The organism is Rhodopseudomonas sp. P1 (assembly GCF_039642825.1).
Taxonomy (GTDB): domain Bacteria; phylum Pseudomonadota; class Alphaproteobacteria; order Rhizobiales; family Xanthobacteraceae; genus Rhodopseudomonas; species Rhodopseudomonas palustris_H.
Genome location: NZ_CP088006.1, coordinates 1839288 through 1861153 on the forward strand (window position 1 = coordinate 1839288; position 21866 = coordinate 1861153).

Genomic DNA, 21866 nt, shown 5'->3' on the forward strand with positions numbered 1-21866 from the left:
GAACACCAGATGACTGCCAGCGCAGCCGCAGTGATGACCAAGCCGCCGTTTCGCAAGGTGAACTGGCTGCCGCGCGAGATCGACGTCGATCGCCGCGAGGACGGCGTCATCGTGATGAAGTCGCGCTTCCCGCTGATGGATCACGATCCCAACCTGCCGATGGCGCTGGCGAAGTGGGCCAAGCAGCGGCCGGATCATATCTGGCTGGCGCAGCGTAAGGGGCCGGATCGGCAGTGGCGCAAGGTCAGCTACGCCGAGGCCAAGCGCATCGTCGATGGTCTTACCCAGGCGCTGCTCGACCTCAAGCTGCCGGAAGGCCGGCCGCTGACGGTGCTGTCGGGTAATTCGATCGAGCACGCGCTGATCATGATGGCCGCGATGCAGGCGCGGATTCCGACCGCGCCGGTTTCGCCGGCCTATTCGCTGATGAGCCACGATCATCTCAAGCTGAAGTACCTGTTCGATCTGGTGAAACCGGCTGCGGTGATGGTGCAGGAAGGCACTCCCTTCACCAAGGCGCTGCACGCGCTCGATCTGAAGGACGTCCAGGTGATCCACGTCGCCAATCCGGCCGACGGCATCGCCAGCATCGCGTTCGACGACATGGTGGCGACCCCGGTGACCGACCAGGTGGCGCAGTCGATCGCGCAGATCTCGCCCGACACCGTCGCCAAGTTCCTGTTCACCTCCGGCTCGACCGGGATGCCGAAGGCGGTGATCAACACCCAGCGGATGATGTGCGCCAATGCTGCGATGATGATGCAGGTGCGGCCGCGCGATCCGAACGGCCCGCCGCCGGTGCAGCTCGACTGGATGCCGTGGAATCACACCATGGGCGGCAACGCGGCGTTCAATCCTCTGTTGATCGAAGGCGGCACGCTGTACATCGACGACGGTCGCCCGGTGCCTGGGCAGATCGAAGAGACGCTGCGCAACCTGCGCGAAATCTCGCCGACCTACTACGCCAACGTGCCGGCCGGCTACGCGGCGTTGGCGAGCGCGATGGAGAAGGACGACGCGCTGTGCCGGTCGTTCTTCAAGGACATGCAGCTGATGGCCTATGGCGGCGCCCGGCTGCCGGACGATCTGTACGAGCGGATGCAGGCGCTGGCGGTGCGCGCGACCGGGCATCGGCTGGTGTTCTACACCGGCTGGGGCTCGACCGAGACCTCGCCGACTTCGACCGGCACCTATTGGGACACCGAGCGCGTCGGCCTGATCGGCCTGCCGTTCCCGGGCGTCGAACTCAAGATGCTGCCGATCGGCGACAAGTACGAATTGCGGCTACGCGGCGTCAACGTGATGCCCGGTTACTACGGCCAGCCGGATCTCACCGAGAAGGCGTTCGACGAAGAGGGCTTCTACAAGATCGGCGACGCCGGCGTGTTCGTCGATCCGAACGATCCGGTGAAGGGCATCATCTTCGCCGGTCGCGTCGCCGAAGACTTCAAGCTGATGACCGGCACCTTCGTGCATGTCAGCACCGTGCGCACGGATGCGATCGCCGCGGCCAGCCCGGTGATCCAGGACGCCTTGGTGGCGGGACAGGACCGCGCCTATATCGGCCTGCTGGCCTGGCCGAACCTCAACGCCTGCCGGGTGATGATCGGCGATCCGAATGCGAGCTTCGAGGACGTCGTGAAGCATCCCGACGTGCTCGCGGCGCTGCGCGCCGGGCTGCAGAAGCACAACCGCGAAGTCGAAGGCGCCAGCTCGATGCGGATCGCCCGCGCGATGCTGATGGTCGAGCCGCCATCGATTGACGGCAACGAACTCACCGACAAGGGCTACATCAACCAGCGCGCCGGCCTCGAACGCCGCGCCGCCCTGGTCGAGCGTCTGTATGCCGAGCATCCGGATTCGGATGTGATGGTGCTGCAGTGAGCGGTGCGAACTTAACCCTCCGTCATTCCGGGGCGCGCGCAGCGCGAACCCGGAATCTCGAGATTCCGGGTTCTCGCCTGCCGGCGAGCCCCGGAATGACGGTGAAGACATTCAAGACTAACAACTAACAACAACGAGACCTCGCCATGAATTTCGATTTCTCCGACGACCAGAAGCAATTGCGCGATCAGGCGCGGCGGTTTCTTGCCGAGAAGTGCTCGCCGAAGGCGGTGCGTGCCGTGCTCGAAGGCAAGGCCGACTACGACCGTGACCTGTGGAAGGGCCTCGCCGAGATGGGCTTCCTTGGCGTCGCGATTCCCGAGGAATACGGCGGGACCGGTGCGGGCCATCTCGAGCTCTGCGTGATCGCCGAGGAACTCGGCCGCGCGCTCGCCCCGGTGCCGTTCTCGTCGACCGTGTATCTCGCCGCCGAAGCGCTGCTGCTGGCGGGTTCGGAAGAGCAGAAGCAGAAGTGGCTGCCGAAGATCTCGTCGGGTGAGGCGATCGGCACGCTGGCGCTGTTCGAAGGCACCGGCAATCCGTCGCCGGCCGCCGTCAAGCTGGCGGTGTCGAACGGCACGCTGACCGGCACCAAGAAGCCGGTCGCCGACGGCGCGATCGCCGATTTCGCCATCGTCGCGGCGCGCACCGGCAACAGCGGCCGCGAGACCGATGTGTCGCTGTTCCTGGTCGATCTCAAGGCTGGTGGCGTCACCGCCAAGCCGCTGCAGAACGTCGATCCGTCGCGCCAGCAGGCCGAGCTGACCTTCGCCGGCGCCAAAGCCGAGCCGCTCGGTGCGGCCAATGAAGGCTGGAGCATTCTGTCGCGCGTGATGGACCGCGCCGCGGTGCTGATCGCGTTCGAACAGGTCGGCGGCGCCGACCGCGCGCTGGAAATGGGCCGCGACTACGCGCTCGACCGCATCGCGTTTGGCCGGCCGATCGGCTCGTTCCAGGCGATCAAGCACATCCTGGCCGACATGTATGTCTCGGCGACGCTGGCGCGTTCGAATTCCTACTACGGCGCCTGGGCGCTCTCGACCGACGCGGCCGAGCTGCCTGAGGCCGCTGCTGCGGCGCGGATCAGTGCCACGCAGGCGTTCCAGCACTGCGCCAAGCAGAACATCCAGGTGCACGGCGGCATGGGCTTCACCTGGGAGTTCGACTGCCACCTGTACTATCGCCGCTCCAACGCGCTGGCGCTCAGCCTCGGCAGCCAGTCGTATTGGGAAGATCAGCTGATCGACCGGATGCGCCAGAAGAACGCGGCGTAACAACGGCTCCGTAGGATGGGTTGAGCGTCAGCGAAACCCATCTTCTCTTTCGCGTCGAATGATGGGTTTCGCTGCGCTCAACCCATCCTACGAAGACGATTTCGAGGATGAAGTTATGAACTTCGACGATACCCCGCAGGAAGCCGAATTCCGTGCCAAGGCGCGCGCCTGGATCGACGCCAACGCGCCGAAGCAATACGAGGACGAGCTGCGCAAGGCGTCGCTCGGCCGGGTGGTGCTGAAGGGCGCCAATATTCTCGAGGTCGCCAAGGCCTGGCAGAAGAAGAAGGCGGATGCCGGCTGGGCCGTTCCGCATTGGCCGAAGGAATATGGCGGCCGCGGCGCCTCGCCGATCGAGCGCGTGATCTGGCAGCAGGAAGAAGGCGTGTTCGGCAAGCTGACGGCGATGTTCATCATCGGTCAGGGCATGTGCGGACCGACCATGATGGCCTACGCGTCGGAAGAACAGAAGCGGCACTACCTGCCGCCGCTCGGCTCCGGCGAGAAGGTGTGGTGCCAGCTGTTCTCCGAGCCGGCCGGCGGCTCCGACGTCGCGGGTCTGCGCACGCGCGCCGAGAAGGATGGCGACGACTGGGTGATCAACGGCCAGAAGATCTGGACCTCGGGCGCGCACTACTCGGACTACGGCATCCTGATCACCCGCACAGACCCGACCGTGCCCAAGCACAAGGGGCTGACGATGTTCTTCCTCGACATGAAGAGCCCCGGCGTCGAGGTGCGGCCGATCAAGCAGGCCAACGGCAATTCCGACTTCAACGAGGTGTACTTCACCAACGTGCGGATTCCGGACAGCCAGCGCCTCGGCGCGGTCGGCGACGGCTGGAATGTGTCGCTGACGACGCTGATGAACGAGCGCATGTCGATCGGCGCCAACGTCGCGACCGGCTTCCCGGAGCTGTTCGACTATTGCTCGTCGCTGACGCTCGACGGCGCGCCGGCGCTCGATGATCGCGCGGTGCGCAGCAAGCTGGCGAACTGGGCGGTGAAGGCCAGCGGCCTGCGCTACACCTCGTTCCGCTCGATCTCGGCGCTGTCGAAGGGGCAGCGTCCCGGTCCGGAGAACTCGATCGGCAAGCTGGTCGCCGGCTCGATGATCCAGGAAGTCGCGATGTACGCGCTCGATCTGCAGGGCGCCGCCGGCGTGCTGAGCGGGCCGGAGGATGCCGAAGTCGCCGGCCGTTTCCAGGCGATGCTGCTGCGTTCGCCGGCGACCCGCGTCGAAGGCGGCACCGACGAGATCCTGCGCAACATCATCGCCGAGCGCGTGCTCGGCCTGCCCGGCGACATCCGCGTCGATAAGGACGTGCCGTTCAACCAGATCCCGACCAAGGGGCGGGCGTAGTGCTCACATCATCTTCGTCATTGCGAGGAGCTGAGCGACGAAGCAATCCAGTCTTCTATTGTGGCCCTGGATTGCTTCGCTTCGCTCGCAATGACGAATCCATCCTGAACTGAAGCGAAAGATCGACCATGAATTTCGACGATACCCCGCAGGAAGCCGAGTTCCGCGCCAAGGCTCGCGCGTGGATCGATGCCAACGCGCCGAAGCAGTACGAAGAGGAACTGACCAAGTCGGGCCTCGGCCGCATCAGCCTGAAGAACGCCGACATCGTCGAAGTCGGCAAGGCGTGGCAGAAGAAGAAGGCCGAGGGCGGCTGGGCCTGCCTGACCTGGCCGAGCGAATATGGCGGCCGCGGCGCCACGCCGATCGAGAAGGTGATCTGGCAGCAGGAAGAGGGCGTTTACGGCAAGCTGACGCAGCCGTTCCAGATCGGCGAGGGCATGTGCGGCCCGACCGTGATGGCTTACGGTGTCGAGGAGCATAAGCGCCGTTACTTGCCGAAGCTCGCGTCCGGCGAAGAGATCTGGTGCCAGCTGTTCTCCGAGCCGGCCGGCGGCTCCGACGTCGCGGGTCTGCGCACCCGCGCGGAAAAGGATGGCGACGACTGGATCATCAACGGCCAGAAGATCTGGACCTCCGGCGCGCACTACTCGGATTACGGCCTGCTCATCACCCGCACCGACCCGAATGTGCCCAAGCACAAGGGCCTCACCATGTTCTTCCTGGACATGAAGAGCCTCGGCGTCGAGGTGAAGCCGATCAAGCAGGCCAACGGCATGCAGGAATTCAACGAGGTGTTCTTCACCAACGTGCGGATTCCGGACAGCCAGCGTCTCGGCGCGGTCGGCGACGGCTGGAACGTGTCGCTGACCACGCTGATGAACGAGCGCATGTCGATCGGCGCGCGGCTCGCCACCGGCTTCCCGGAGATCTTCGCGTTCTGCAACGATCTGGTGACGGAGAACGGCCCGGCGATCGACGATCCGGCGGTGCGCAGCAAGCTGGCGAACTGGGCGGTGAAGGCCAGCGGCTTGAAGTACACCTCGTATCGCTCGATCTCGGCGCTGTCCAAGGGCCAGCGCCCGGGTCCTGAGAACTCGATCGGCAAGCTGGTCGCCGGCCCGATGCTGCAGGAAATCGCCGCGTTCGCGATGGATCTCGAAGGCGCCGCGGGCGTGTTCACCGATCCGGCCGAGGCCGAAGCCGGCGGCAGCTTCCAGGCGATGCTGCTCGGCTCGCCGTCGATGCGCATTGCCGGCGGCACCGACGAGATCCTGCGCAACATCATCGCCGAACGCGTCCTCGGCCTGCCCGGCGATATCCGGGTCGACAAGGACGTGCCGTTCAACAAGATCCCGACCAAGGGAAGGTGAGGGCGCACCCACCTCACGGTTCTGTCATTCCGGGATGCGCGCCCTTGCGCGCAGGCCCGGAATCCATAACCCCTGTCGTGAGTATGGATTCCGGGCTCGCGCTACGCGCGCCCCGGAATGACGAATGTTCCTGGAGATGAGGCCATCATGACCGACGCCGCTGCGACCACCGCTCCGATCGACGTCCTTGAACAGCTGATGGCGGCGCGCTACTCGTGCCGGGCGTTCAAAGCCGATCCGGTGCCGCGCGAAACCATCGAGCGGATCCTGGGGGCGGCGCAGAAGACCGCGTCGTGGTGCAACAGCCAGCCGTGGCAGGTGGTGATCACCTCGGGCGAGGCGACGGCGAAGTTTCGCGAGGTGATCTATCCGGCTGCCGCCAGCGGCGCGCCGATGTCGGGCGATTTCGAGTTTCCGCGCGAGTATCGCGGCGTCTATCTCGACCGCCGCCGCGAGAGTGGCTTTCAGCTCTACAATGCCGTCGGCATCGCCCGTGGCGACAAGGCCGCGGCCGCCCAGCAGGCGCTGCAGAATTTCAACTTCTTCGGCGCGCCGCATGTGGCGATCATCACCACCGACGAGGCGCTCGGCGTCTATGGCGCGGTCGATTGCGGCGGCTACGTCACCTCGTTCATGCTCGCCGCCCAGGCGCTCGGCGTCGCCACGGTGCCGCAGGCCGCGCTGGCGTTCCACGCCGGTGTGGTCCGCAACCACTTCGGCCTCGGCGACGACCGCCGCGTCGTCTGCGGCATCTCGTTCGGCTATGCGGATCCCGACCACAAGGCGAACAGCTATCGCACCAACCGCGCTGCGTTGGGTGAGGTCGCGACGTTCGTGGACGCCTAGGGCACGGAGTTTCCACCCGTCATTCCGGGGCGCGTGTAGCGCGAGCCCGGAATCCATAACCACCGACGTTGCTATTTGCGCGAGCGTTGCCAGCGCTTGGCCTCATCGACAGCGCAGGGCATATGGATTCCGGGCTCGCGAGCTCACGCTCGTGCCCCGGAATGACAACCGAGAGGTTCTGTGTTGGGGCGGCGCATTGCCAGTTGGAGCTGCAGCTTGTCCGTCCGCTCAAAACCTCGGCGCGCGTTTCTCTGTGAACGCCGCGATGCCTTCTTTGATTTCGTCGCTACGCATCGAGGCGCGGGCGCGGGTGTCGGCGGCTTGTTCGTCGAAGGCGGCGCGGGCGAATTCGTTGATGGCGCGCTTCATGCCGGCGACCGCGTTCGGGGCGTTGCCCGCCAGCGTCGTCGCCAGCGCATCAACCTCGCGGTCGAGCCGGTCCATCGGCACCATCGCGGTGAGATAGCCGATCCGCAGCATCTCGGCGGCGTCGATCCGCTGCGCGGTCAGGAACAGCCGCTTGGCGTTGTCGATGCCGAGACGGGAGACGTAGCGCTTGATACCGCCTGGATAGTAATGCAGTCCCAGCCTGGCGGCAGGCATGAACATCTCAGCGGTATCGACCCCGATGCGAAAATCACAGGCGAGCGCCAGATCGGTCGAGCCGCCATAGACGCCACCGTTGAGCCGGCAGATCGTCGGCACCCGCAGATCCTCGAGCCGGTTGACCACCACCTCGAACGCCGAGCCGGGGGATTCGGCCTCGACCTCCGCAGTGGCGCGTTCGGCGACTTCGCCGAGATCGAATCCGGCCGAAAATGCCCGGCCGGTGCCGGTGAGCACCAGCACCCGCACCGCCGGATCGGCGTCGAGCCGCGCGAACTGATCGAGCAGCGTGGCGAGGTCGTCCGGCTGCAGCCGGTTGAGATGCTGGGGCCGGTTCAGCCGGATGGTGGCGCGCGGGCCGTCGATGGTCAGCACCGGTGCGCTGGCAGTGTGGCTATCGGACATCGATAAGGTCTCCTGATCGGAAGCGGGGCGGCTGCCGAAACGGCGCCGGGCCCTGCAAGGACCGCGGACAGCGCCGCGGCGGACGGGGGAAATGGGCCGGGCAAACTGCCCGCCGGCCGGGCGTCCGTCAACTCGCGGGGAAGCGGGAGGGGCCTCGGCCACCGCTCGCGTAACCTATGCCCGCTGGTTTATAATTCCGTCCGCACCAGCGTGTAGGGAGAACTGCGGTCCGAACACCCGCGGCCATCTCTCAGATCGCTTCCGCCGGCTTCGGCGCCTTCGATTGCAAGACAACGGTGGGTCCCACATGGATATGTCCCTCATCGCCCAGAATGCCGGCATGGTGAGCAGCGTGTTCGCGACGATCTTCGTGCTCGCGACCGCTACAATGCGGACGATGATTCCACTGCGGGTGTTCGGCATCCTGACCAACCTGCTGCTGATCGCGGTGTCGATCCCAACCCACAACTATCCGACGCTGGCGCTGCATGCAGTGCTGCTGCCGCTCAACGCCTGGCGGCTGCACCAGATGCTGCAGCTGGTGCGCGACGTGAGGAAGTCGGTGAACAGCGATCTGTCGATGGATTGGCTGAAGCCGTTTATGACGGCGCGCAAATGCGCCGCCGGCGAGGAGCTGTTCTACAAGGACGAGCGCGCCGAAGAGATGTTCTACATCGTCAGCGGCCGCTTCCGTCTGGTCGAATCCGGGATCGAACTGCCGGTGGGCGCCATTGTCGGTGAGCTCGGCATGCTGTCGCCGACCCACACACGGACGCAGACGCTGGAATGCGTCGAGGCCGGGACCGTGCTCGGCGTCAGCTATCGTCAGGTCGAGGAGCTGTACGTGCAGAATCCGGAATTCGGGTTCTATTTCTTGCGCCTGGCCAGTGCCCGGCTGTTCGAGAACATTGAATCGCTGCAGGCGCGATTGGCCGCGGTTACGCCGCCGCAGCGGACCGACGCTGTCGGCCGGCCCGCCTGAGGCTGCGACCTTGGCCGGCTACATCGACGCGCTGCGTTTCACGCTCGCCGAAATGCTCGGCGAGAATGACCGCATTGTCGTGCTGAACGCGCCGGCCGCAGCGTCGCCGCCGATTGCGCAGGCTCTGGAGGATGCGGCCGCCCGGCTCGTGCATTATCAGGGGCACCGCTATGCGCGGCTGTATCTCGATCGGATCAGCCGATTCGTCGGGCGCCGCGAAGTCGACGACGCGATGGTGTTGCGGATCGCCGAGCTGCTTGCGATGCGGATGGCCTATGAAGACCCAATCCGGATTGCCCAGCTCACGCAGCAGGAAGCGGCGAACGCGCCCTCAGGCCGTTCGATGCCGCGGATCGACCGTAGATGCCGGTTTCGAATCGACGAGGTGGTGGCGGCGCTGCCCGTGGTGGTGGCCGATCCGACGCTCAAAGTGCTGAACTATCTCGGCTGGCTGCACATGCCGGTGAAGATGCGCTTCAACGGCAGTGGCTGGCTCGGCATTCGCAAGCTGCGGATCATCTCCTGGTTGCGGCGTTGGCGGTTGCTGTCGATTCGCTACGCCAACGAGCGCAAATGGGTCGAGCGCTGGCTGCACATGATCGACCGCTGCCTCGCCGCCCGACCTGAAGCCGCGACGGCCGTGCTCGAAAGCGCCACCATGGTTCGCGGCTATGGCGATGGCTATCGCTACGGCATGGCGAATTGGACGTTGATCATCGACGCGCTGGTGAAGCCGGCGGTGAACGGCACGCTGCCGCTGCCGGATCTGGCGCAGGCGATTGCGGAGGCGCGCGCTGCCGCGCTGCCGGATCGCAAGCAGACCAGCCTAAAGCGCGCGATCGAGGCCATCCGAGCGAGGTGCGATGCGATGCCGATCCAGGCCGCGGCCTCGTGATCGCCATGCCGATCGTGCCACCCGGGTACCGTTTATGTGCGATGCGTGCGCGGCGTGAATTGCACAGCCATATGAAGGCCGTACGCTGGCAGCCACGTGCATTCAGTCGCGAGAAATGTCATAAAACTGCGCTGGTCGATGCCGACCGGCTGCGATGCGAAGCCTCTGCGCGGGAGGGTATGCGATCGGACTGTCGAGCCCCGACAGCGGTCGCCATCACTGCCCCCAAGGCCCAAGCGAAGGTGCGAGCTTGATCCTTCCCGATTTGTCGTCGTCGATTGCGGTGGGCGCACTGATCTATTGGATGCTGCTCCTCACCATCAAACACGTGTTCGCGGACTTCATCTTCCAGAACAAGTGGATGGCGATGGGCAAGGACGCCAAGACCGGGTGGGCGCTGCCGCTGCTGGCGCATTGCAGCGTGCATCTGGTGATGACGACGCTGCTGATGCTGATCCTTGCGCCGCAATACTGGTACATCGGCGTGATCGATTTCCTGATTCATCTCGCGATCGATCGTCTCAAGGGCTTCCTCGTCGCTACCTACGACGTGACTAATCAGGATCGCTGGTTCTGGTGGCTGATCGGCACCGATCAGGCGCTGCATCATCTCACCGGCTTCGGCCTCGCCATCGTCCTCGCGGCAAATCCGTGATCCGCTGAAGCGCGAGTTGAGAGCACGCCGATATCGCACCGCCGGTTCCGCACTCCGTCAATTTGTCGGCGCGGTGTGCACGGAAAACTCACGATCAGACTCAATCGCGCCGTTCAATCCGCGGGAATGCGCGGATTCGAGGTAGATCCACGTAGTTGTACGCAGGACGACGTTAACTGCTGCATGACCTGCGAGTGATTAGCGTCAATGCGATCAGCAGGGGTGCTGACCGCACGCGGTGTCGTGGCGGATAACCCAAAGTTTCAGCGCAATGGCCCGCCATTTGGAATCGCAGCTCGACTTCATCTTCTTTTTCTATGGGCTGTCGTTCATCCTGCTCGGCGCCCTGTGCCTTGTGCTGGCGCGCGGCCGTGAAGACGATCGTGGAACAACGATCCGCTTGATCGGACTGTTCGGCTGCGTCCATGGCGCCAATGAATGGCTGGACATGCTCGCGCTGATCGCGGGCGATAGTAGTGAATTCTTGGTGGTGCGCGCGGCCGTCCTGACCGCGTCGTTCGTCCTGCTGGCGGAGGCGGGACGAAACGGCGGGATCACACGCGACCTGGCCATGCCTGGACCTTGGATCTACATCCCGATCCTGGTTGCAATCGGCGCGATCGGCTTCGTCGACGGCATCGAATCCGCGAAGGCGGCGACCCGCTATCTGCTCGCCGCGCCGGGCGCGATCCTGGTGGCCTTCACGGTGTTCACCGGCCGACATCACGATCTCCATATGAACCGCTCGCTGATGGCGGGCGTGGCGATCGCCTTCGCACTTTACGCGGTGGCGGCTGGCATGATTGTCGAAACCGCGCCGTTCTGGCCGGCCAGGACTTTCAATCAGGAGATGTTCCAGCGCGTCACCGGCGTACCAATTCAACTCGTGCGCGGGCTGATCGCAGTGGCACTGGCGGCGCTGATCTGGGCGGCCTGGGGCCGCCGGGTGATGGAAACGCTCGACTACCCCGGCTATTCGCTGCACCTGAAACGGCAGTTCGTCGGTGTGCTGACGACATTGCTGCTGGTCTTAGCGCTGGGCTGGGCGCTGACCGACTATCTCGGCGAGATCCATCGTGACGACGTCGAAAGCGAAGCTGCCGGCGACGTTGCTCTGCTGGTCAGCGGTCTGGAGCGCGAAACCACCATCGCCGACGCGATGGTGAAGGCGATCGCGGCGTCTCCATCGGTTCAACTGCTGCTCGGTGACAGGGAAAGCGGCCGCGTGACCAATCTGTCGATGCTCGAGATCGACGCCGGAGTGATCCACGCGATGCGTGGCCTGATCGTCAATCGCGCCGGAGACATCGTCGGATCGTCAGATTCGTCGGACCAGAGCTGGCTGGGCATGCCGAACCTGCGCTCGGTGGATTGGTTCGAGCAGGCGATCGCCGGCCGGCCGGTGCACCAGATTAGGGTCGATCCGCCCCAGCGCGTGCGGACCTATCTGACCGCGTCCCCGATCCGCGATGCGCAAGGAGAGATTCAAGGCATCGCGATGCTCGAGATCTCGCTGGAGACGCTCGCGGAGTTGATGACCCGCTTCGATCAGGCGTTCTTCGTCGTCGATGCTCGTGGGCTGGTGATCATCACGAACCGCAGGGACGAGCTGTTCCGAACGCTGTGGCCGCGGCCGGATCTGCCGCGTCTTCAGATCGCCGAACAGTTCGGGGCATCGGGGCGCACCATGTTGGCCCGCGAGATCTTCGGCGGCGACTGGGTGGAGTTCGGCGGGCGACGCAGCTACGTGCTCAGGCAGCCGATCGACAGCACTCAGATGTCGCTGGTCCTCGTCATCCCGGTGAAGGGGATCTTTGCCAGCCGGCTGCTCGGCATCATCATCACGCTTCAGGTCGCGATCGCTGTGCTGTTCTATTTCTTCGGCATGGATCGTGGCGTGCGAGACCGTTTCGAACGCAAGCTCCGCGAAGAGTTGCTGTCACAGACCGAAGATCTGGCGCGCCAGGCTGCCACGGATCCGCTGACCGGCTTGGCCAACCGGATGAAGTTCGATGCCCGCCTGAATGAGGAACTGGCGCGGTCGCAGCGCAGCGGAAGACTATTCTCGCTGATCATCTTCGACATCGATCACTTCAAGGAAGTCAACGATATCTACGGCCATCCTGTCGGCGACCAAGTGCTGGTCCGGCTGTCGCGAACGGTCGGAGCGAGTGTCCGCCAGAGTGATCTGCTGGCCCGCTGGGGTGGCGAAGAATTTGTGATCCTGCTGGCCGACACCGAGGCGGCGGCGGCCTATGAGACAGCCAAGAAGCTGCGCCTGCTGGTGGCGCATACCATCTTCGAGCATGTCGGCACGATCACCGCGAGCTTCGGCGTCGCCCAGGTTATGCCCGGCGATCATGCCGACACGTTGGTGGCTCGCGCCGACAACGCGCTGTATCGGGCCAAGTTGAACGGCCGCAACCGGGTCGAGCTCAGCCTGCCGGTGATCGAAGTCGTCGAGCTTTCACCGACGGCGTAGGCACCAGCTGCGCACAGAAGCGCTTCATCCTGGATTAGCAGGATTTCGTAAGCAGCTCTGGTTGCCAGACTGACGATGGCCGGCTGTCCCGGCCATCCAGGTCTTCTCATGACAGCGGGCTTATGCGCTCAGGCGCGTCTCCGACGCCGAACTCTCGCTCGGCGAATCCTGCGGTGGCAGATGCGGGGCGAGCTTGGCGTTGGCCTTCATGAATTGATGCTGCCAGGCCATGCCGTCTTCGAGCAGGCGAGCCGCCGCGCCGCTGAGCCAGTCCTGATACTCGCGGAAGGCATCGAGCGGCGTTGTCGCTTCGCCGATCCTCCGGGCCGCTTCGAGAGCGGCGCGGGTTCCAATTCGCCGGCGCTCGAACCAGCCGTCGGCAAACTCTTTCATGCTGTCGAGGACGGTTGCTTCGCCTTCCCAGAACTTGATGCCCATCGGGGCGTAGGTCTTGGCGGCGGGCTGTAACAGGTTGGGGAACAACGAGACCGGATCAGCCATGGGTACTCTCCATCGTGAAGATGAACGAACTCACTGAACCGAAAAGCCGCTTTTAAGCGCGGCAGCGAAATAGTTAACCAATTAGATGGCGGCGTCACGACGAAACTGCAGATGGTCGCAAATCGTGATCGACGTTTAGTTCCATGCGTCTGGTGCAACGGCTGGTAGTGGTATCAGGTTGTGTAGTTAAGAGGTCCTTAACAAAATCGGCCGCATCCTCGCGATCGCAACCTGTTCGGGAGAAGGCCGATGTGGTCCAGCCGTGAAGCTTTCGAGAACGACGCTTGCCCGGTCCGTGAGGAATTGCTGGGCCAGATGTACCGAGCCAATGAGAACGGGCTGTCGCAGCTCGTCGACAGCGTATCCGGCGATGTTCGGGCGATGTTGGCGCTGTTTTGCTATCGCCGCGCTCATTTGCAGCCGTTGGCGCTGGCCGTTGCAGCGACCTGCGACGAACGCGACCTGATCCAGGCCGGTGGCCGAGCAGGTTCCGTTCTCTATGCCCTGGCGCACGAAAAGCGTCGTCCGGCGATCAGCAGCTACTCGCAGCGCAAATCGATCACGCTCTCGACTGCGCCGCTCGCCAGTTTCGCGCCACTCGATCAGGAAGCGGACGTGGAACTCGACGATCAGCCGGTGCCGGACGCCCCTAACTGATCGACTTCAGCCAACGATCGCAACGGGAAGCGGCGGGAGACGGAACTTCCGCCGCGCCATCAGGCATTCTGGATCGCCGGGCTGGCAATCGCGGCAGACCTCGGGCCGCAGTGCGTAGATCGTACAGGCGGTTGCCTGGCCGATGGTTCCGTTCAGCGCGGTACAGCGATTGTCCTCGCAGCGCATTCCCGATAGCCGCTCGTTGACCAGCGACGCCGGAATCGCGTCCAGCGCGGCGTCGTCCTCGATCGTAAAGCGCGGCCAGTTTTCCGAATAGCCGCAGCAGGCGCCGCAGCTCTGGCAAGGGTTATCGGCTTCGATCGGGGGAGGGGCGCTCATCGCCCCTCTTTATCCCGCCACGGCCGGGCGGGAAACCGCCGCTTGGGTGGATCGCCCCTGCATTATTCCCGGGCCTTCGTGGCCGCCGCGAGCAGCGCCTCCAGTTCGGCGATGCGGATGTCGCGCGATGTGATCGCCGCGGCGACGTCCGCCGCATCGAACTTCTGCGGGATGTGCTGCGGGCAATTGCTGTCCCAGGCCGCGACCTCGAACAGGATCGCCTGTTCGGGCCTTGCCTTGTAGCCCTTCGGCATCAGCCGAGCGATCAGCTCGGGATCGTCCTCGACCACCTTGGCGCGACCCCAAATCTTGATGCGGCGGCGGTGCGCATAGTCGATCACGAACAGATAGGCCTTCGGGTTCTCGGCCAGATTGCCTTGGGTGATGAACTGCTGATTGCCCTTGAAGTCGGCGAAACCGATGCTGTGCTCGTCGAGCACGTGAAGGAAGCCGGACGGCCCGCCACGATGCTGGATGTAGGGCTGCCCATCGGCGCTGGCGGTGGCGAGCAGCACGCTGGTCTGGGCGCTGAGGAAGGCGGCCAGATTCTCGTCGATCGTGGTCGCCCAGCCGCCGTTGCGTTCGACGCGGGCATAGGCGTCGCGCGATCCCTTGCGTGCCTGGATCGCCTTGACGGTCGGTGTGAACGCGATGTCGCTGGAGACGTGCTGGGCTTCGGCCATGTGACCCTCCTGCTTGATGTCCCCGAACAGATCGTTCTTCCCCCTAGCCAGAACAATCAGTTGATTTGACACTTCATTGTTGCGCGTCCTGAAATGGTGGCATGGACCGATTGGACACGATGACGGCGTTCGTTGCGGTCGCAGACTTTCAAGGCTTCGCGCCGGCTGCGCGAAAGCTCGGGTTGTCGCCCTCGGCGGTGACCCGGATGGTCGCGGCGCTGGAAGAACGTCTCGGCACCCGGCTGTTGCAGCGGACCACCCGCTCGGTCGCGCTCACCGACACCGGCGCGCGCTATCTGGAGCGGGTGCGGCGGATTCTCGCCGATCTCGAAGAGGCCGATGCCTCGGCCGCGGCCGAGCGCGTCACGCCATCCGGCAGGCTGGTGGTTTCGGCTCCGGTCGGTTTCGGCCGGCGTCATGTCGCGCCGCTTCTGTCGGACTATCTGCGGCGTTATCCGGAGGTGACCGGCGAACTGCGGCTGTCCGACCTGATGATCAGTCTGGTCGAAGACGGCGTCGATTGCGCGGTCCGGATCGGGCATCTGTCGGATTCCAGTCTGGTGGCGCGGCAGCTCGGGGCGATGCGGCGAATTGTGGTGGCGTCCCCGGACTATCTGGCGGCGCGCGGCATTCCGGCGACGCCGGCAGAGATCACGGCGCACGATGTCATCCATTTCGGGCAGACCGGCGCGCCGGTCGGCTGGCACTTCGTCGTCGATGGTCGCGATGTCCGCATCGCCTGCACACCGCGCCTTATCAGCAATGTCGCCGACGTCGCGATCCTGGATGCCGAGCGGGGCGGCGGCCTGACCCGCGTGCTGGCCTATCAGGCGGCGGACGCGATCGCCGCGGGTCGGCTGCAGATCGTGCTGGCGGACTACGAAGTGCCGCCGCTGCCGATTGCGATCGTGTATCCAACCTCGCGCCTGTTGTCGGCGAAGGTCCGGGCCTTTATCGACCTTGCGGCGGAGACGAGCGACTGGCGCTTCGGCGGCGACGGAAAGAGGGACGGAGCGTGACGGCGGATCTGTTCGACGGTCTCGACGACGCACCGCGGCGAGACGACATCGCGCCGGGTGCAGCGTTACTAAGCGGCTTCGCCTGTGCCAATGAGCGCGACCTGCTTGCCGCGATCGACGCGGTGGTGGAGCGCGCACCATTCCGGCACATGATGACGCCGGGCGGTCACACGATGAGCGTGGCGATGACGAGTTGCGGCTCGGTTGGCTGGGTCACCGACCGCCGCGGTTATCGCTACTCGCCGACCGATCCGGACAGCGCGACGCCGTGGCCGGAGATGCCTGCGGTGCTCCGCGATCTAGCGCAACGGGCCGCCGCCGACGTCGGATTCGCCCGCTTCGATCCGGACGCCTGCCTGATCAATCGCTACGTGCCCGGCGCCAAGATGGCGCTGCATCAGGATAAGGACGAAACCGATTTTTCGGCACCGATCGTGTCGGTGTCGCTCGGCCTGCCTGCAGTGTTTCAATTCGGCGGCATGGCCCGCAGCGACAAGCCGCGACGCTACGAGCTGCGCCACGGCGATGTGCTGGTATGGGGCGGCCCGTCGCGGCTGGTGTATCACGGCGTGCTGACGCTGAAGGACGGCGAGCATCCGCTGCTCGGCCGGCAGCGGATCAATCTCACCTTTCGCAAAGCGCTGTAGCGCGCGCTAGCCCTTCGGCCGTTTGTCGAACACCCGCCGGGCTTTGCCGAGTGAGCGCTCCAGCGTGTCGGGCGGCACCACTTTGATGGTGGTCGAAATCCCGATGGTGTTCTTGATCAGGTGCGCGACGCGTTCGGCGTGCGGCACCAGGCCGGTGCCGTCCCAGCTTTCGGGCCGCGCTTCGGCCAGCACTGTCATCTCGTCCATCCGGCCTTCGCGCGTCAGCTCGATGATGAAGTGTCCGCCGCACCAGTCGGTGCCGAGCAGCACTTCCTCGATCTGGGTCGGAAACACGTTGACGCCGCGCAGAATGATCATGTCGTCGGAGCGGCCGGTGATCTTCTCCATCCGCCGCATCCCGGGCCGCGCGGTGCCCGGCAGCAGCCGCGTCAGGTCGCGGGTGCGATAGCGGATCACCGGGAACGCTTCCTTGGTCAGCGAGGTGAACACCAGTTCGCCTTTCTCACCATCGGGCAGCACGTCGCCGGTTTCGGGATCGATCACTTCCGGATAGAATTGATCCTCCCAGATGTGCAAGCCGTCCTTGGTCTCGACGCATTCCTGCGCGACGCCGGGGCCGATTACTTCCGATAGCCCGTAGATATCGGTCGCGTCCATGTCGAACGCCTGCTCGATCTCGGCGCGCATCGCGTTGGTCCACGGCTCGGCGCCGAACACGCCGTATTTCAGCGAGGACTGCCGCGGGTCGAGGCCCTGGCGTTTGAATTCATCGAGGATCGCCAGCATGTAGCTCGGCGTTACAGTGATGACGTCGGGGCGGAAGTCGTTGATCAGCTGCACCTGCCGTTCGGTCATGCCACCGGACACCGGCACCACGGTGCAGCCGAGCTTTTCGCCGCCGTAGTGCGCGCCGAGGCCGCCGGTGAACAGGCCGTAGCCGTAGGAATTGTGAATGATCATGCCTCGCCGCGCGCCGGCGGCGCGCAGTGAGCGCGCCATCACGGTGGCCCAGGTGTCGATGTCCTTTTGCGTGTAGCCGACCACGATCGGCTTGCCGGTGGTGCCCGACGAGGCGTGGACGCGCACCAGGTTTTCGCGCGGCACCGCGAACATCGCGAACGGGTAGTTGTCGCGCAGATCGGTCTTCACCGTGAACGGAAACTTCGACAGATCGAAGAGCTGGCGGAAGTCTGACGGATGCACGCCCTTGCGGTCGAACGCGGCTTTGTAGTGCGCGACGTTGTCGTAGGCGTGCTTCAGCGACCAGGCCAGCCGCTTGGTCTGCAGCGCGACGATCTCATCGCGCGAGGCGCGTTCGGCGTCGTCGAGTTCGGGATTGTAGTTGCCCGGCTTGATCTGGTGCACGGTTGCGGCCATCGCCGTCTCCTCCCTCAGCGTGGGTCTGGTTGTTGCGGGGGCACCAGCGTGCCGCCGATCGAGCGCGAATGGCCGCGGAATTCGGCGATCACCGTCGAACCCGAGGTGACGCGGACGTCGTAGATGCCGCTGCGGCCGGAGCGCGACACTTCGCGCGCCGCGGCGACCAGCCGGGCGCCGAGTTTGCCGGGGCGGATGAAGGTGATCGCGCCCTGCGCCGCGACGGTCGAGTCGTTGTAGGAGTTGCAGGCGTAGGCGAAGGCCGAGTCGGCGAGGGTGAAGATGAAGCCGCCATGGGCGATGCCGTGGCCATTGACCATGTCGGTGGTCACCGTCATCGCCAGCGTCGCGAAGCCGGCGCCGATCTCGACGATCTCCATGCCGAGCGCCTTGCTGGCGTGATCGTTGGTCCACATCGCGTCGGCGCAGGCTCGCGCCAGTTGGTCCGGCGATAGGTCGGCCTGAATCTGCGGAGCCGCCACGGTCACTGCGGGCTCCTGCAAGCGCAAGACAGCGACATGGCGCAAAGCCACGACGCCTGATCGGCGATCAGGTCGGTCACGTTTCTCTCCCTCACGTCGCGGGCTTTCGCAAAGCCTCTTGAATTGAACGATCGGTCAGTCAATTATTAGCCCAAGCAATCATCGTGTCAACGGCCGGCGCGGACGTCAAACCGCGCCGCGATCGCGGACCACACGTCGGGGAGAGACGCCATGACCGCCATCCTGCAAAGCCTCGCCTGCGATCGCTGGGAGACGCCGGCGGCCGGGCTTGTCGATATTCCGAGCGCGATCGACGGCCGCGTGGTGGCGCGTGTGTGCAGTGCCGGCCTCGATTTCGCGGCCATCGTCCGCCATGCCCGCGAGGTCGGCGGGCCGAAGCTGCGGGCGATGACGTTTCACCAGCGCGCCGATATGCTGAAGGCGCTCGGCGCTTACTTGGGCGAGCGCAAGGAACAGCTCTACGCCCTCGCCGCCGACACCGGGGCCAACCGCCGCGACAACGCGATCGACATCGACGGCGGTCTCGTCACGCTCGCGGCTTTCGCGTCGCGCGGCCGCCGCGAATTGCCGGATGCGAGTTTCATCACCGAGGGCGAGGTCGAGGCTTTGTCGAAGCGCGGCAGCTTCGTCGGTCAGCATATCCTCATCCCGCTGCACGGCGTTGCGGTGCATATCAATGCGTTCAACTTCCCGTGCTGGGGCCTCTTGGAAAAGCTCGCGCCGGCGTTGCTGGCGGGCGTGCCGGTGATTGCCAAGCCGGCGACGGCGACGGCCTATGTGGCTGAGGCGCTGGTCAGACTGATCGACGAGTCGAAGCTGCTGCCGCAAGGCGCGTTGCAGCTCGTCTGCGGCGGCCTTGGCGATCTGCTCGATCATTTGAACGGCCAGGACGTGATCGCCTTTACCGGCTCGCTGCAGACCTCGGAGAAGCTGCGCGCGCATCCGAACGTCGCGCGGCATTCGATCCGCTTCATCGCCGAGCGCGACTCGCTGAACGCCGCGGTGCTAAGCCCCGATATCACGCCGGCCGAACCGGAGTTCGATCTGTTCGTCCGCGAGATCGTCCGCGAGATGACCGCGAAGGCCGGACAGAAGTGCACCGCGATCCGCCGTGTGCTGGTGCCGCACGCGCAGGAGGCCGCGGTCATCGCGGCGCTGAAGGCGAAGCTCGCCGAGGTTAGGCTCGGCGATCCGCGCCGCGACGACAAGGCAATGGGCCCCTTGGTCAGCCGCGGCCAGCGCGAGGCGGTGCGAGCCGCGATCGCGACGCTGCAGAGCGAGGCCGAGATCGTGTTCGGTGATCCGAACGTTTGCGAAGGTGAGGGCATCGATACACAGGCTGGCGCTTATCTGTCGCCGGTGTTGCTGCGCGCGCGCGACCCGATGCAGGCCAGCCGCGTTCACGCCACCGAGGCGTTCGGCCCGGTCGCCACCGTGCTGGCCTATGACGATGTCGCCCAGGCGATCGAGTTGGTCCGTCGCGGCGAGGGCAGCCTGGTGGCGTCGCTCTTCACTTATGACGATACGATCGCCGAGCAGATGATCCTCGGCCTGGCGCCGTTCCACGGCCGCCTGCTGATCGTCGATCGCGACGATGCGGCAGAATCCACCGGCCACGGCACGCCGCTGCCGGCGCTGTTGCACGGCGGGCCCGGCCGCGCCGGTGGTGGCGAAGAACTCGGTGGCTTGCGCAGCGTGCATCACTACATGCAGCGCACCGCGATCCAATGCTCGCCGCGCCGTCTGGCGCGCCTCACCGGCACCTGGACCCGCGGCGCTCCGGCGCCGGCCGCCGAGGTGCATCCGTTTAGGCTGAACTACAATCAGCTCGCGATTGGCCAAAGCATCGAGACCGCGAGCCGGCCGATCACGCTCGACGATATCGAGCACTTCGCGCATTTCACCGGGGACACCTTCTACGCCCACATGGACGAGGCGGCCGCCAAGGCGAATCCATTCTTCCCCGGCCGTGTCGCCCACGGCTATCTGATCCTGGCGTTCGCCGCCGGCCTGTTCGTTGATCCTGCGCCGGGCCCGCTTCTCGCCAATTACGGGCTCGATAATCTGCGCTTCCTGAAACCCGTCTCGCCCGACGACAGCATCAAGGTGAAGCTCACCGTGAAGCAGAAGTCGCCAGCGCGGCGGCCGGAATATGGCGAGGTGCGCTGGGACGTCGAGGTCGTCAACCAGAATGGCGAACCGGTGGCGCGCTATGATCTGTTGACGATGAGCTCCCGGCCCGCCGCATAGCCCGCCGCGGCGGAATCTGGCACAACGCGGTGCCGCTCGCGCGCGGCGCCGTTTCCTGCCGAGACCGTCACCATGACCGATTCCTCTGTTACCGCTGCGATGTCGATCGAGGCACGTTGCGTTCGCCTGCACCACAAGGCCGCTGATGTCGCGGCGATCGAGCCGGTCATCGAGCCCCTGCGGCTGTCGCGGGGGCCGCTTCGGAGGTGCTGATCGAGGTGAAGGCGGCGGCGGTCAATCCGTCCGACGTCAAGGCCGCGACCGGGCTGATGCCTTACGCGGTGTTTCCGCGCACGCCCGGCCGCGATTTCGCCGGCCGGGTGATCGACGGCCCGGCTGAATGGATCGGCCGCGATGTGTTCGGCTCGTCCGGCGATCTCGGCATCCGCCGCGACGGCACCCATGCGAGCCACTTGATCGTGGAGGCCGACGCGCTGGTCGAGAAGCCGGCGAGCGTGTCGTGGGAAGAGGCGGCCGGCATCGGCGTGCCGTTTGTCACCGCGACCGAAGGCCTGCGCCGCGCTGCGCTCGCGGCCGGCGAGACGCTGGTGATCATGGGCATCAACGGCAAGGTCGGGCAGGCGGCGGCGCAGATCGCGAGCTGGCGCGGCGCGCGGGTGATTGGCGTGGTGCGCAAAGCGGAGCCCTATGCGGGCCATGCCAGTGCGCCGGTGGAGATCATCGACTCATCGTCCACGGACGTCGCCGCCAAGGTGCGTGAGCTCACCGGCGGCAAGGGCGCCGACGTGGTGTTCAACACCGTCGGCGATCCGTACTTCAAGGCGACGAACCAGTGCCTGGCGCTGCGCGGCCGGCAGATCCTGATCGCTGCCGTGCATCGGATCGTCGAGTTCGATATCCTTGCCTTCTATCGCGGTCAGCACACTTACGTCGGCATCGACACGCTGGCGTTCTCCTCGATCGCGACCGGCGAGGTGCTGCGCTCGCTCGGCGACGGCTTCGCCGGCGGCCATCTCAAGTCGTTCCCGATCGTGGATGGGGCGATCTACCCGCTCGATCAGGCGCAGGTCGCGTATCGTGCAGTGGCAGGCTCGTCGCGCGACCGGGTGATCATCAGGCCCGATTAGTTCTTTTCGACTCGGTAGCACGTCGAAGCCGCCAGACGTTTCGCCGCCGGCCAACTCATCACGTCGCCCGCACGGT

Annotated in this window: 20 protein-coding genes and 1 pseudogene; 14 read left to right on the forward strand and 7 right to left on the reverse strand. The window is 65.3% G+C overall.

The features are described from left to right. The first annotated feature begins 9 nt into the window (after nucleotides 1-9). The 5 genes from LRC39_RS08565 (at nucleotide 10) to LRC39_RS08585 (ending at nucleotide 6740) form a co-directional block, all read left to right on the forward strand. A complete protein-coding gene (locus LRC39_RS08565; protein WP_346296948.1) occupies nucleotides 10-1884 on the forward strand; it encodes an AMP-binding protein in 1875 nt (624 codons plus the stop codon). Between the two features lie 146 nt (nucleotides 1885-2030). Continuing rightward, nucleotides 2031-3158, forward strand: coding sequence for an acyl-CoA dehydrogenase family protein (locus tag LRC39_RS08570; RefSeq protein ID WP_107343688.1), 1128 nt, complete (start codon nucleotides 2031-2033; stop codon nucleotides 3156-3158). A gap of 115 nt (nucleotides 3159-3273) precedes the next feature. After that, nucleotides 3274-4521 (forward strand): acyl-CoA dehydrogenase, encoded by a 1248-nt coding sequence (locus tag LRC39_RS08575; RefSeq protein ID WP_263991162.1) that lies wholly within the window; start codon nucleotides 3274-3276, stop codon nucleotides 4519-4521. A 128-nt stretch (nucleotides 4522-4649) separates the two neighbouring features. Then, nucleotides 4650-5894: an acyl-CoA dehydrogenase gene (locus LRC39_RS08580; protein WP_346296949.1), complete on the forward strand. Its 1245-nt coding sequence runs from the start codon at nucleotides 4650-4652 to the stop codon at nucleotides 5892-5894. A 147-nt stretch (nucleotides 5895-6041) separates the two neighbouring features. Continuing rightward, the gene (locus tag LRC39_RS08585) at nucleotides 6042-6740 is read left to right on the forward strand and encodes a nitroreductase (RefSeq protein ID WP_346296950.1); all 699 of its coding nucleotides are present in this window, start codon (nucleotides 6042-6044) and stop codon (nucleotides 6738-6740) included. A 228-nt stretch (nucleotides 6741-6968) separates the two neighbouring features. On the opposite strand, the gene LRC39_RS08590 is transcribed toward LRC39_RS08585, so the two are convergent. Then, entirely contained in the window at nucleotides 6969-7751 is a 783-nt protein-coding gene (locus LRC39_RS08590) for an enoyl-CoA hydratase/isomerase family protein (protein WP_346296951.1), read from the reverse strand. 307 nt (nucleotides 7752-8058) lie between these two features. On the opposite strand from LRC39_RS08590, the gene LRC39_RS08595 reads away from it, so the two are divergent. The 4 genes from LRC39_RS08595 to LRC39_RS08610 all read left to right on the forward strand — a co-directional run bounded on the left by LRC39_RS08595 (nucleotide 8059) and on the right by LRC39_RS08610 (nucleotide 12765). Next, the gene (locus LRC39_RS08595; protein ID WP_107354885.1) at nucleotides 8059-8733 is read left to right on the forward strand and encodes a Crp/Fnr family transcriptional regulator; all 675 of its coding nucleotides are present in this window, start codon (nucleotides 8059-8061) and stop codon (nucleotides 8731-8733) included. A gap of 10 nt (nucleotides 8734-8743) precedes the next feature. After that, nucleotides 8744-9628 carry a DUF6537 domain-containing protein gene (locus tag LRC39_RS08600; protein WP_346296952.1) on the forward strand — a complete coding sequence of 295 codons (885 nt, stop codon included), beginning with the start codon at nucleotides 8744-8746 and terminating at the stop codon, nucleotides 9626-9628. A gap of 250 nt (nucleotides 9629-9878) precedes the next feature. Further along, nucleotides 9879-10283, forward strand: a complete 405-nt coding sequence (locus tag LRC39_RS08605; protein ID WP_346296953.1) for a DUF3307 domain-containing protein — start codon at nucleotides 9879-9881, stop codon at nucleotides 10281-10283. Between the two features lie 271 nt (nucleotides 10284-10554). Beyond that, a complete protein-coding gene (locus LRC39_RS08610) occupies nucleotides 10555-12765 on the forward strand; it encodes a sensor domain-containing diguanylate cyclase (protein WP_346296954.1) in 2211 nt (736 codons plus the stop codon). Between the two features lie 120 nt (nucleotides 12766-12885). Here LRC39_RS08610 and LRC39_RS08615 read toward each other — a convergent pair whose 3' ends face one another. Continuing rightward, the gene (locus LRC39_RS08615; RefSeq protein WP_107343696.1) at nucleotides 12886-13266 is read right to left on the reverse strand and encodes a hypothetical protein; all 381 of its coding nucleotides are present in this window, start codon (nucleotides 13264-13266) and stop codon (nucleotides 12886-12888) included. A 249-nt stretch (nucleotides 13267-13515) separates the two neighbouring features. Between LRC39_RS08615 and LRC39_RS08620 the strand changes: the two genes are divergently transcribed. Next, the gene (locus LRC39_RS08620; RefSeq protein WP_107343697.1) at nucleotides 13516-13923 is read left to right on the forward strand and encodes a hypothetical protein; all 408 of its coding nucleotides are present in this window, start codon (nucleotides 13516-13518) and stop codon (nucleotides 13921-13923) included. A gap of 6 nt (nucleotides 13924-13929) precedes the next feature. Here LRC39_RS08620 and LRC39_RS08625 read toward each other — a convergent pair whose 3' ends face one another. Both LRC39_RS08625 and LRC39_RS08630 read right to left on the reverse strand, forming a co-directional pair. Then, nucleotides 13930-14262: a YkgJ family cysteine cluster protein gene (locus tag LRC39_RS08625; RefSeq protein ID WP_346296955.1), complete on the reverse strand. Its 333-nt coding sequence runs from the start codon at nucleotides 14260-14262 to the stop codon at nucleotides 13930-13932. Between the two features lie 62 nt (nucleotides 14263-14324). After that, nucleotides 14325-14945, reverse strand: coding sequence for a pyridoxamine 5'-phosphate oxidase family protein (locus LRC39_RS08630; protein ID WP_346296956.1), 621 nt, complete (start codon nucleotides 14943-14945; stop codon nucleotides 14325-14327). A 101-nt stretch (nucleotides 14946-15046) separates the two neighbouring features. Between LRC39_RS08630 and LRC39_RS08635 the strand changes: the two genes are divergently transcribed. Together LRC39_RS08635 and alkB are read left to right on the forward strand one after the other, a co-directional pair. Further along, entirely contained in the window at nucleotides 15047-15964 is a 918-nt protein-coding gene (locus LRC39_RS08635) for a LysR family transcriptional regulator (RefSeq protein WP_346296957.1), read from the forward strand. Then, complete coding sequence (gene alkB / locus LRC39_RS08640; protein ID WP_346296958.1) at nucleotides 15961-16611, forward strand: DNA oxidative demethylase AlkB; 651 nt, start codon at nucleotides 15961-15963, stop codon at nucleotides 16609-16611. The genes LRC39_RS08635 and alkB overlap by 4 nt, the downstream gene beginning before the upstream one ends. A gap of 6 nt (nucleotides 16612-16617) precedes the next feature. On the opposite strand, the gene paaK is transcribed toward alkB, so the two are convergent. Next, nucleotides 16618-17949 carry a phenylacetate--CoA ligase PaaK gene (paaK, locus tag LRC39_RS08645; RefSeq protein WP_346296959.1) on the reverse strand — a complete coding sequence of 444 codons (1332 nt, stop codon included), beginning with the start codon at nucleotides 17947-17949 and terminating at the stop codon, nucleotides 16618-16620. Nucleotides 17950-17963: 14 nt separating this feature from the next. Next, nucleotides 17964-18365: a hydroxyphenylacetyl-CoA thioesterase PaaI gene (gene paaI / locus LRC39_RS08650; RefSeq protein WP_199851826.1), complete on the reverse strand. Its 402-nt coding sequence runs from the start codon at nucleotides 18363-18365 to the stop codon at nucleotides 17964-17966. Between the two features lie 297 nt (nucleotides 18366-18662). On the opposite strand from paaI, the gene paaZ reads away from it, so the two are divergent. Beyond that, a complete protein-coding gene (gene paaZ / locus LRC39_RS08655; RefSeq protein WP_346296960.1) occupies nucleotides 18663-20702 on the forward strand; it encodes a phenylacetic acid degradation bifunctional protein PaaZ in 2040 nt (679 codons plus the stop codon). Here the strand turns inward: paaZ and LRC39_RS08660 are convergent. Continuing rightward, nucleotides 20663-20872, reverse strand: a complete 210-nt coding sequence (locus LRC39_RS08660) for a hypothetical protein (protein ID WP_346297566.1) — start codon at nucleotides 20870-20872, stop codon at nucleotides 20663-20665. The genes paaZ and LRC39_RS08660 overlap by 40 nt on opposite strands. Between LRC39_RS08660 and LRC39_RS08665 the strand changes: the two are divergent. Next, nucleotides 20775-21790: pseudogene (locus LRC39_RS08665) on the forward strand (quinone oxidoreductase family protein). The gene LRC39_RS08660 and the pseudogene LRC39_RS08665 overlap by 98 nt on opposite strands. The last annotated feature ends 76 nt before the right edge of the window (nucleotides 21791-21866 follow it).

Excerpts from the sequence above, each read along its gene's own strand:
- LRC39_RS08565 (WP_346296948.1), top strand. The coding sequence starts at position 10 with ATGACTGCCAGCGCAGCCGCAGTGATGACCAAGCCGCCGTTTCGCAAG.
- LRC39_RS08570 (WP_107343688.1), top strand. The coding sequence starts at position 2,031 with ATGAATTTCGATTTCTCCGACGACCAGAAGCAATTGCGCGATCAGGCG.
- LRC39_RS08575 (WP_263991162.1), top strand. The coding sequence starts at position 3,274 with ATGAACTTCGACGATACCCCGCAGGAAGCCGAATTCCGTGCCAAGGCG.
- LRC39_RS08580 (WP_346296949.1), top strand. The coding sequence starts at position 4,650 with ATGAATTTCGACGATACCCCGCAGGAAGCCGAGTTCCGCGCCAAGGCT.
- LRC39_RS08585 (WP_346296950.1), top strand. The coding sequence starts at position 6,042 with ATGACCGACGCCGCTGCGACCACCGCTCCGATCGACGTCCTTGAACAG.
- LRC39_RS08590 (WP_346296951.1), bottom strand. The coding sequence starts at position 7,751 with ATGTCCGATAGCCACACTGCCAGCGCACCGGTGCTGACCATCGACGGC.
- LRC39_RS08595 (WP_107354885.1), top strand. The coding sequence starts at position 8,059 with ATGGATATGTCCCTCATCGCCCAGAATGCCGGCATGGTGAGCAGCGTG.
- LRC39_RS08610 (WP_346296954.1), top strand. The coding sequence starts at position 10,555 with ATGGCCCGCCATTTGGAATCGCAGCTCGACTTCATCTTCTTTTTCTAT.
- LRC39_RS08615 (WP_107343696.1), bottom strand. The coding sequence starts at position 13,266 with ATGGCTGATCCGGTCTCGTTGTTCCCCAACCTGTTACAGCCCGCCGCC.
- LRC39_RS08620 (WP_107343697.1), top strand. The coding sequence starts at position 13,516 with ATGTGGTCCAGCCGTGAAGCTTTCGAGAACGACGCTTGCCCGGTCCGT.
- LRC39_RS08625 (WP_346296955.1), bottom strand. The coding sequence starts at position 14,262 with ATGAGCGCCCCTCCCCCGATCGAAGCCGATAACCCTTGCCAGAGCTGC.
- LRC39_RS08630 (WP_346296956.1), bottom strand. The coding sequence starts at position 14,945 with ATGGCCGAAGCCCAGCACGTCTCCAGCGACATCGCGTTCACACCGACC.
- LRC39_RS08635 (WP_346296957.1), top strand. The coding sequence starts at position 15,047 with ATGGACCGATTGGACACGATGACGGCGTTCGTTGCGGTCGCAGACTTT.
- paaK (WP_346296959.1), bottom strand. The coding sequence starts at position 17,949 with ATGGCCGCAACCGTGCACCAGATCAAGCCGGGCAACTACAATCCCGAA.
- paaI (WP_199851826.1), bottom strand. The coding sequence starts at position 18,365 with ATGTGGACCAACGATCACGCCAGCAAGGCGCTCGGCATGGAGATCGTC.
- paaZ (WP_346296960.1), top strand. The coding sequence starts at position 18,663 with ATGACCGCCATCCTGCAAAGCCTCGCCTGCGATCGCTGGGAGACGCCG.
- LRC39_RS08660 (WP_346297566.1), bottom strand. The coding sequence starts at position 20,872 with ATGACCGGCTCGATCGCCGCGACATCAGCGGCCTTGTGGTGCAGGCGA.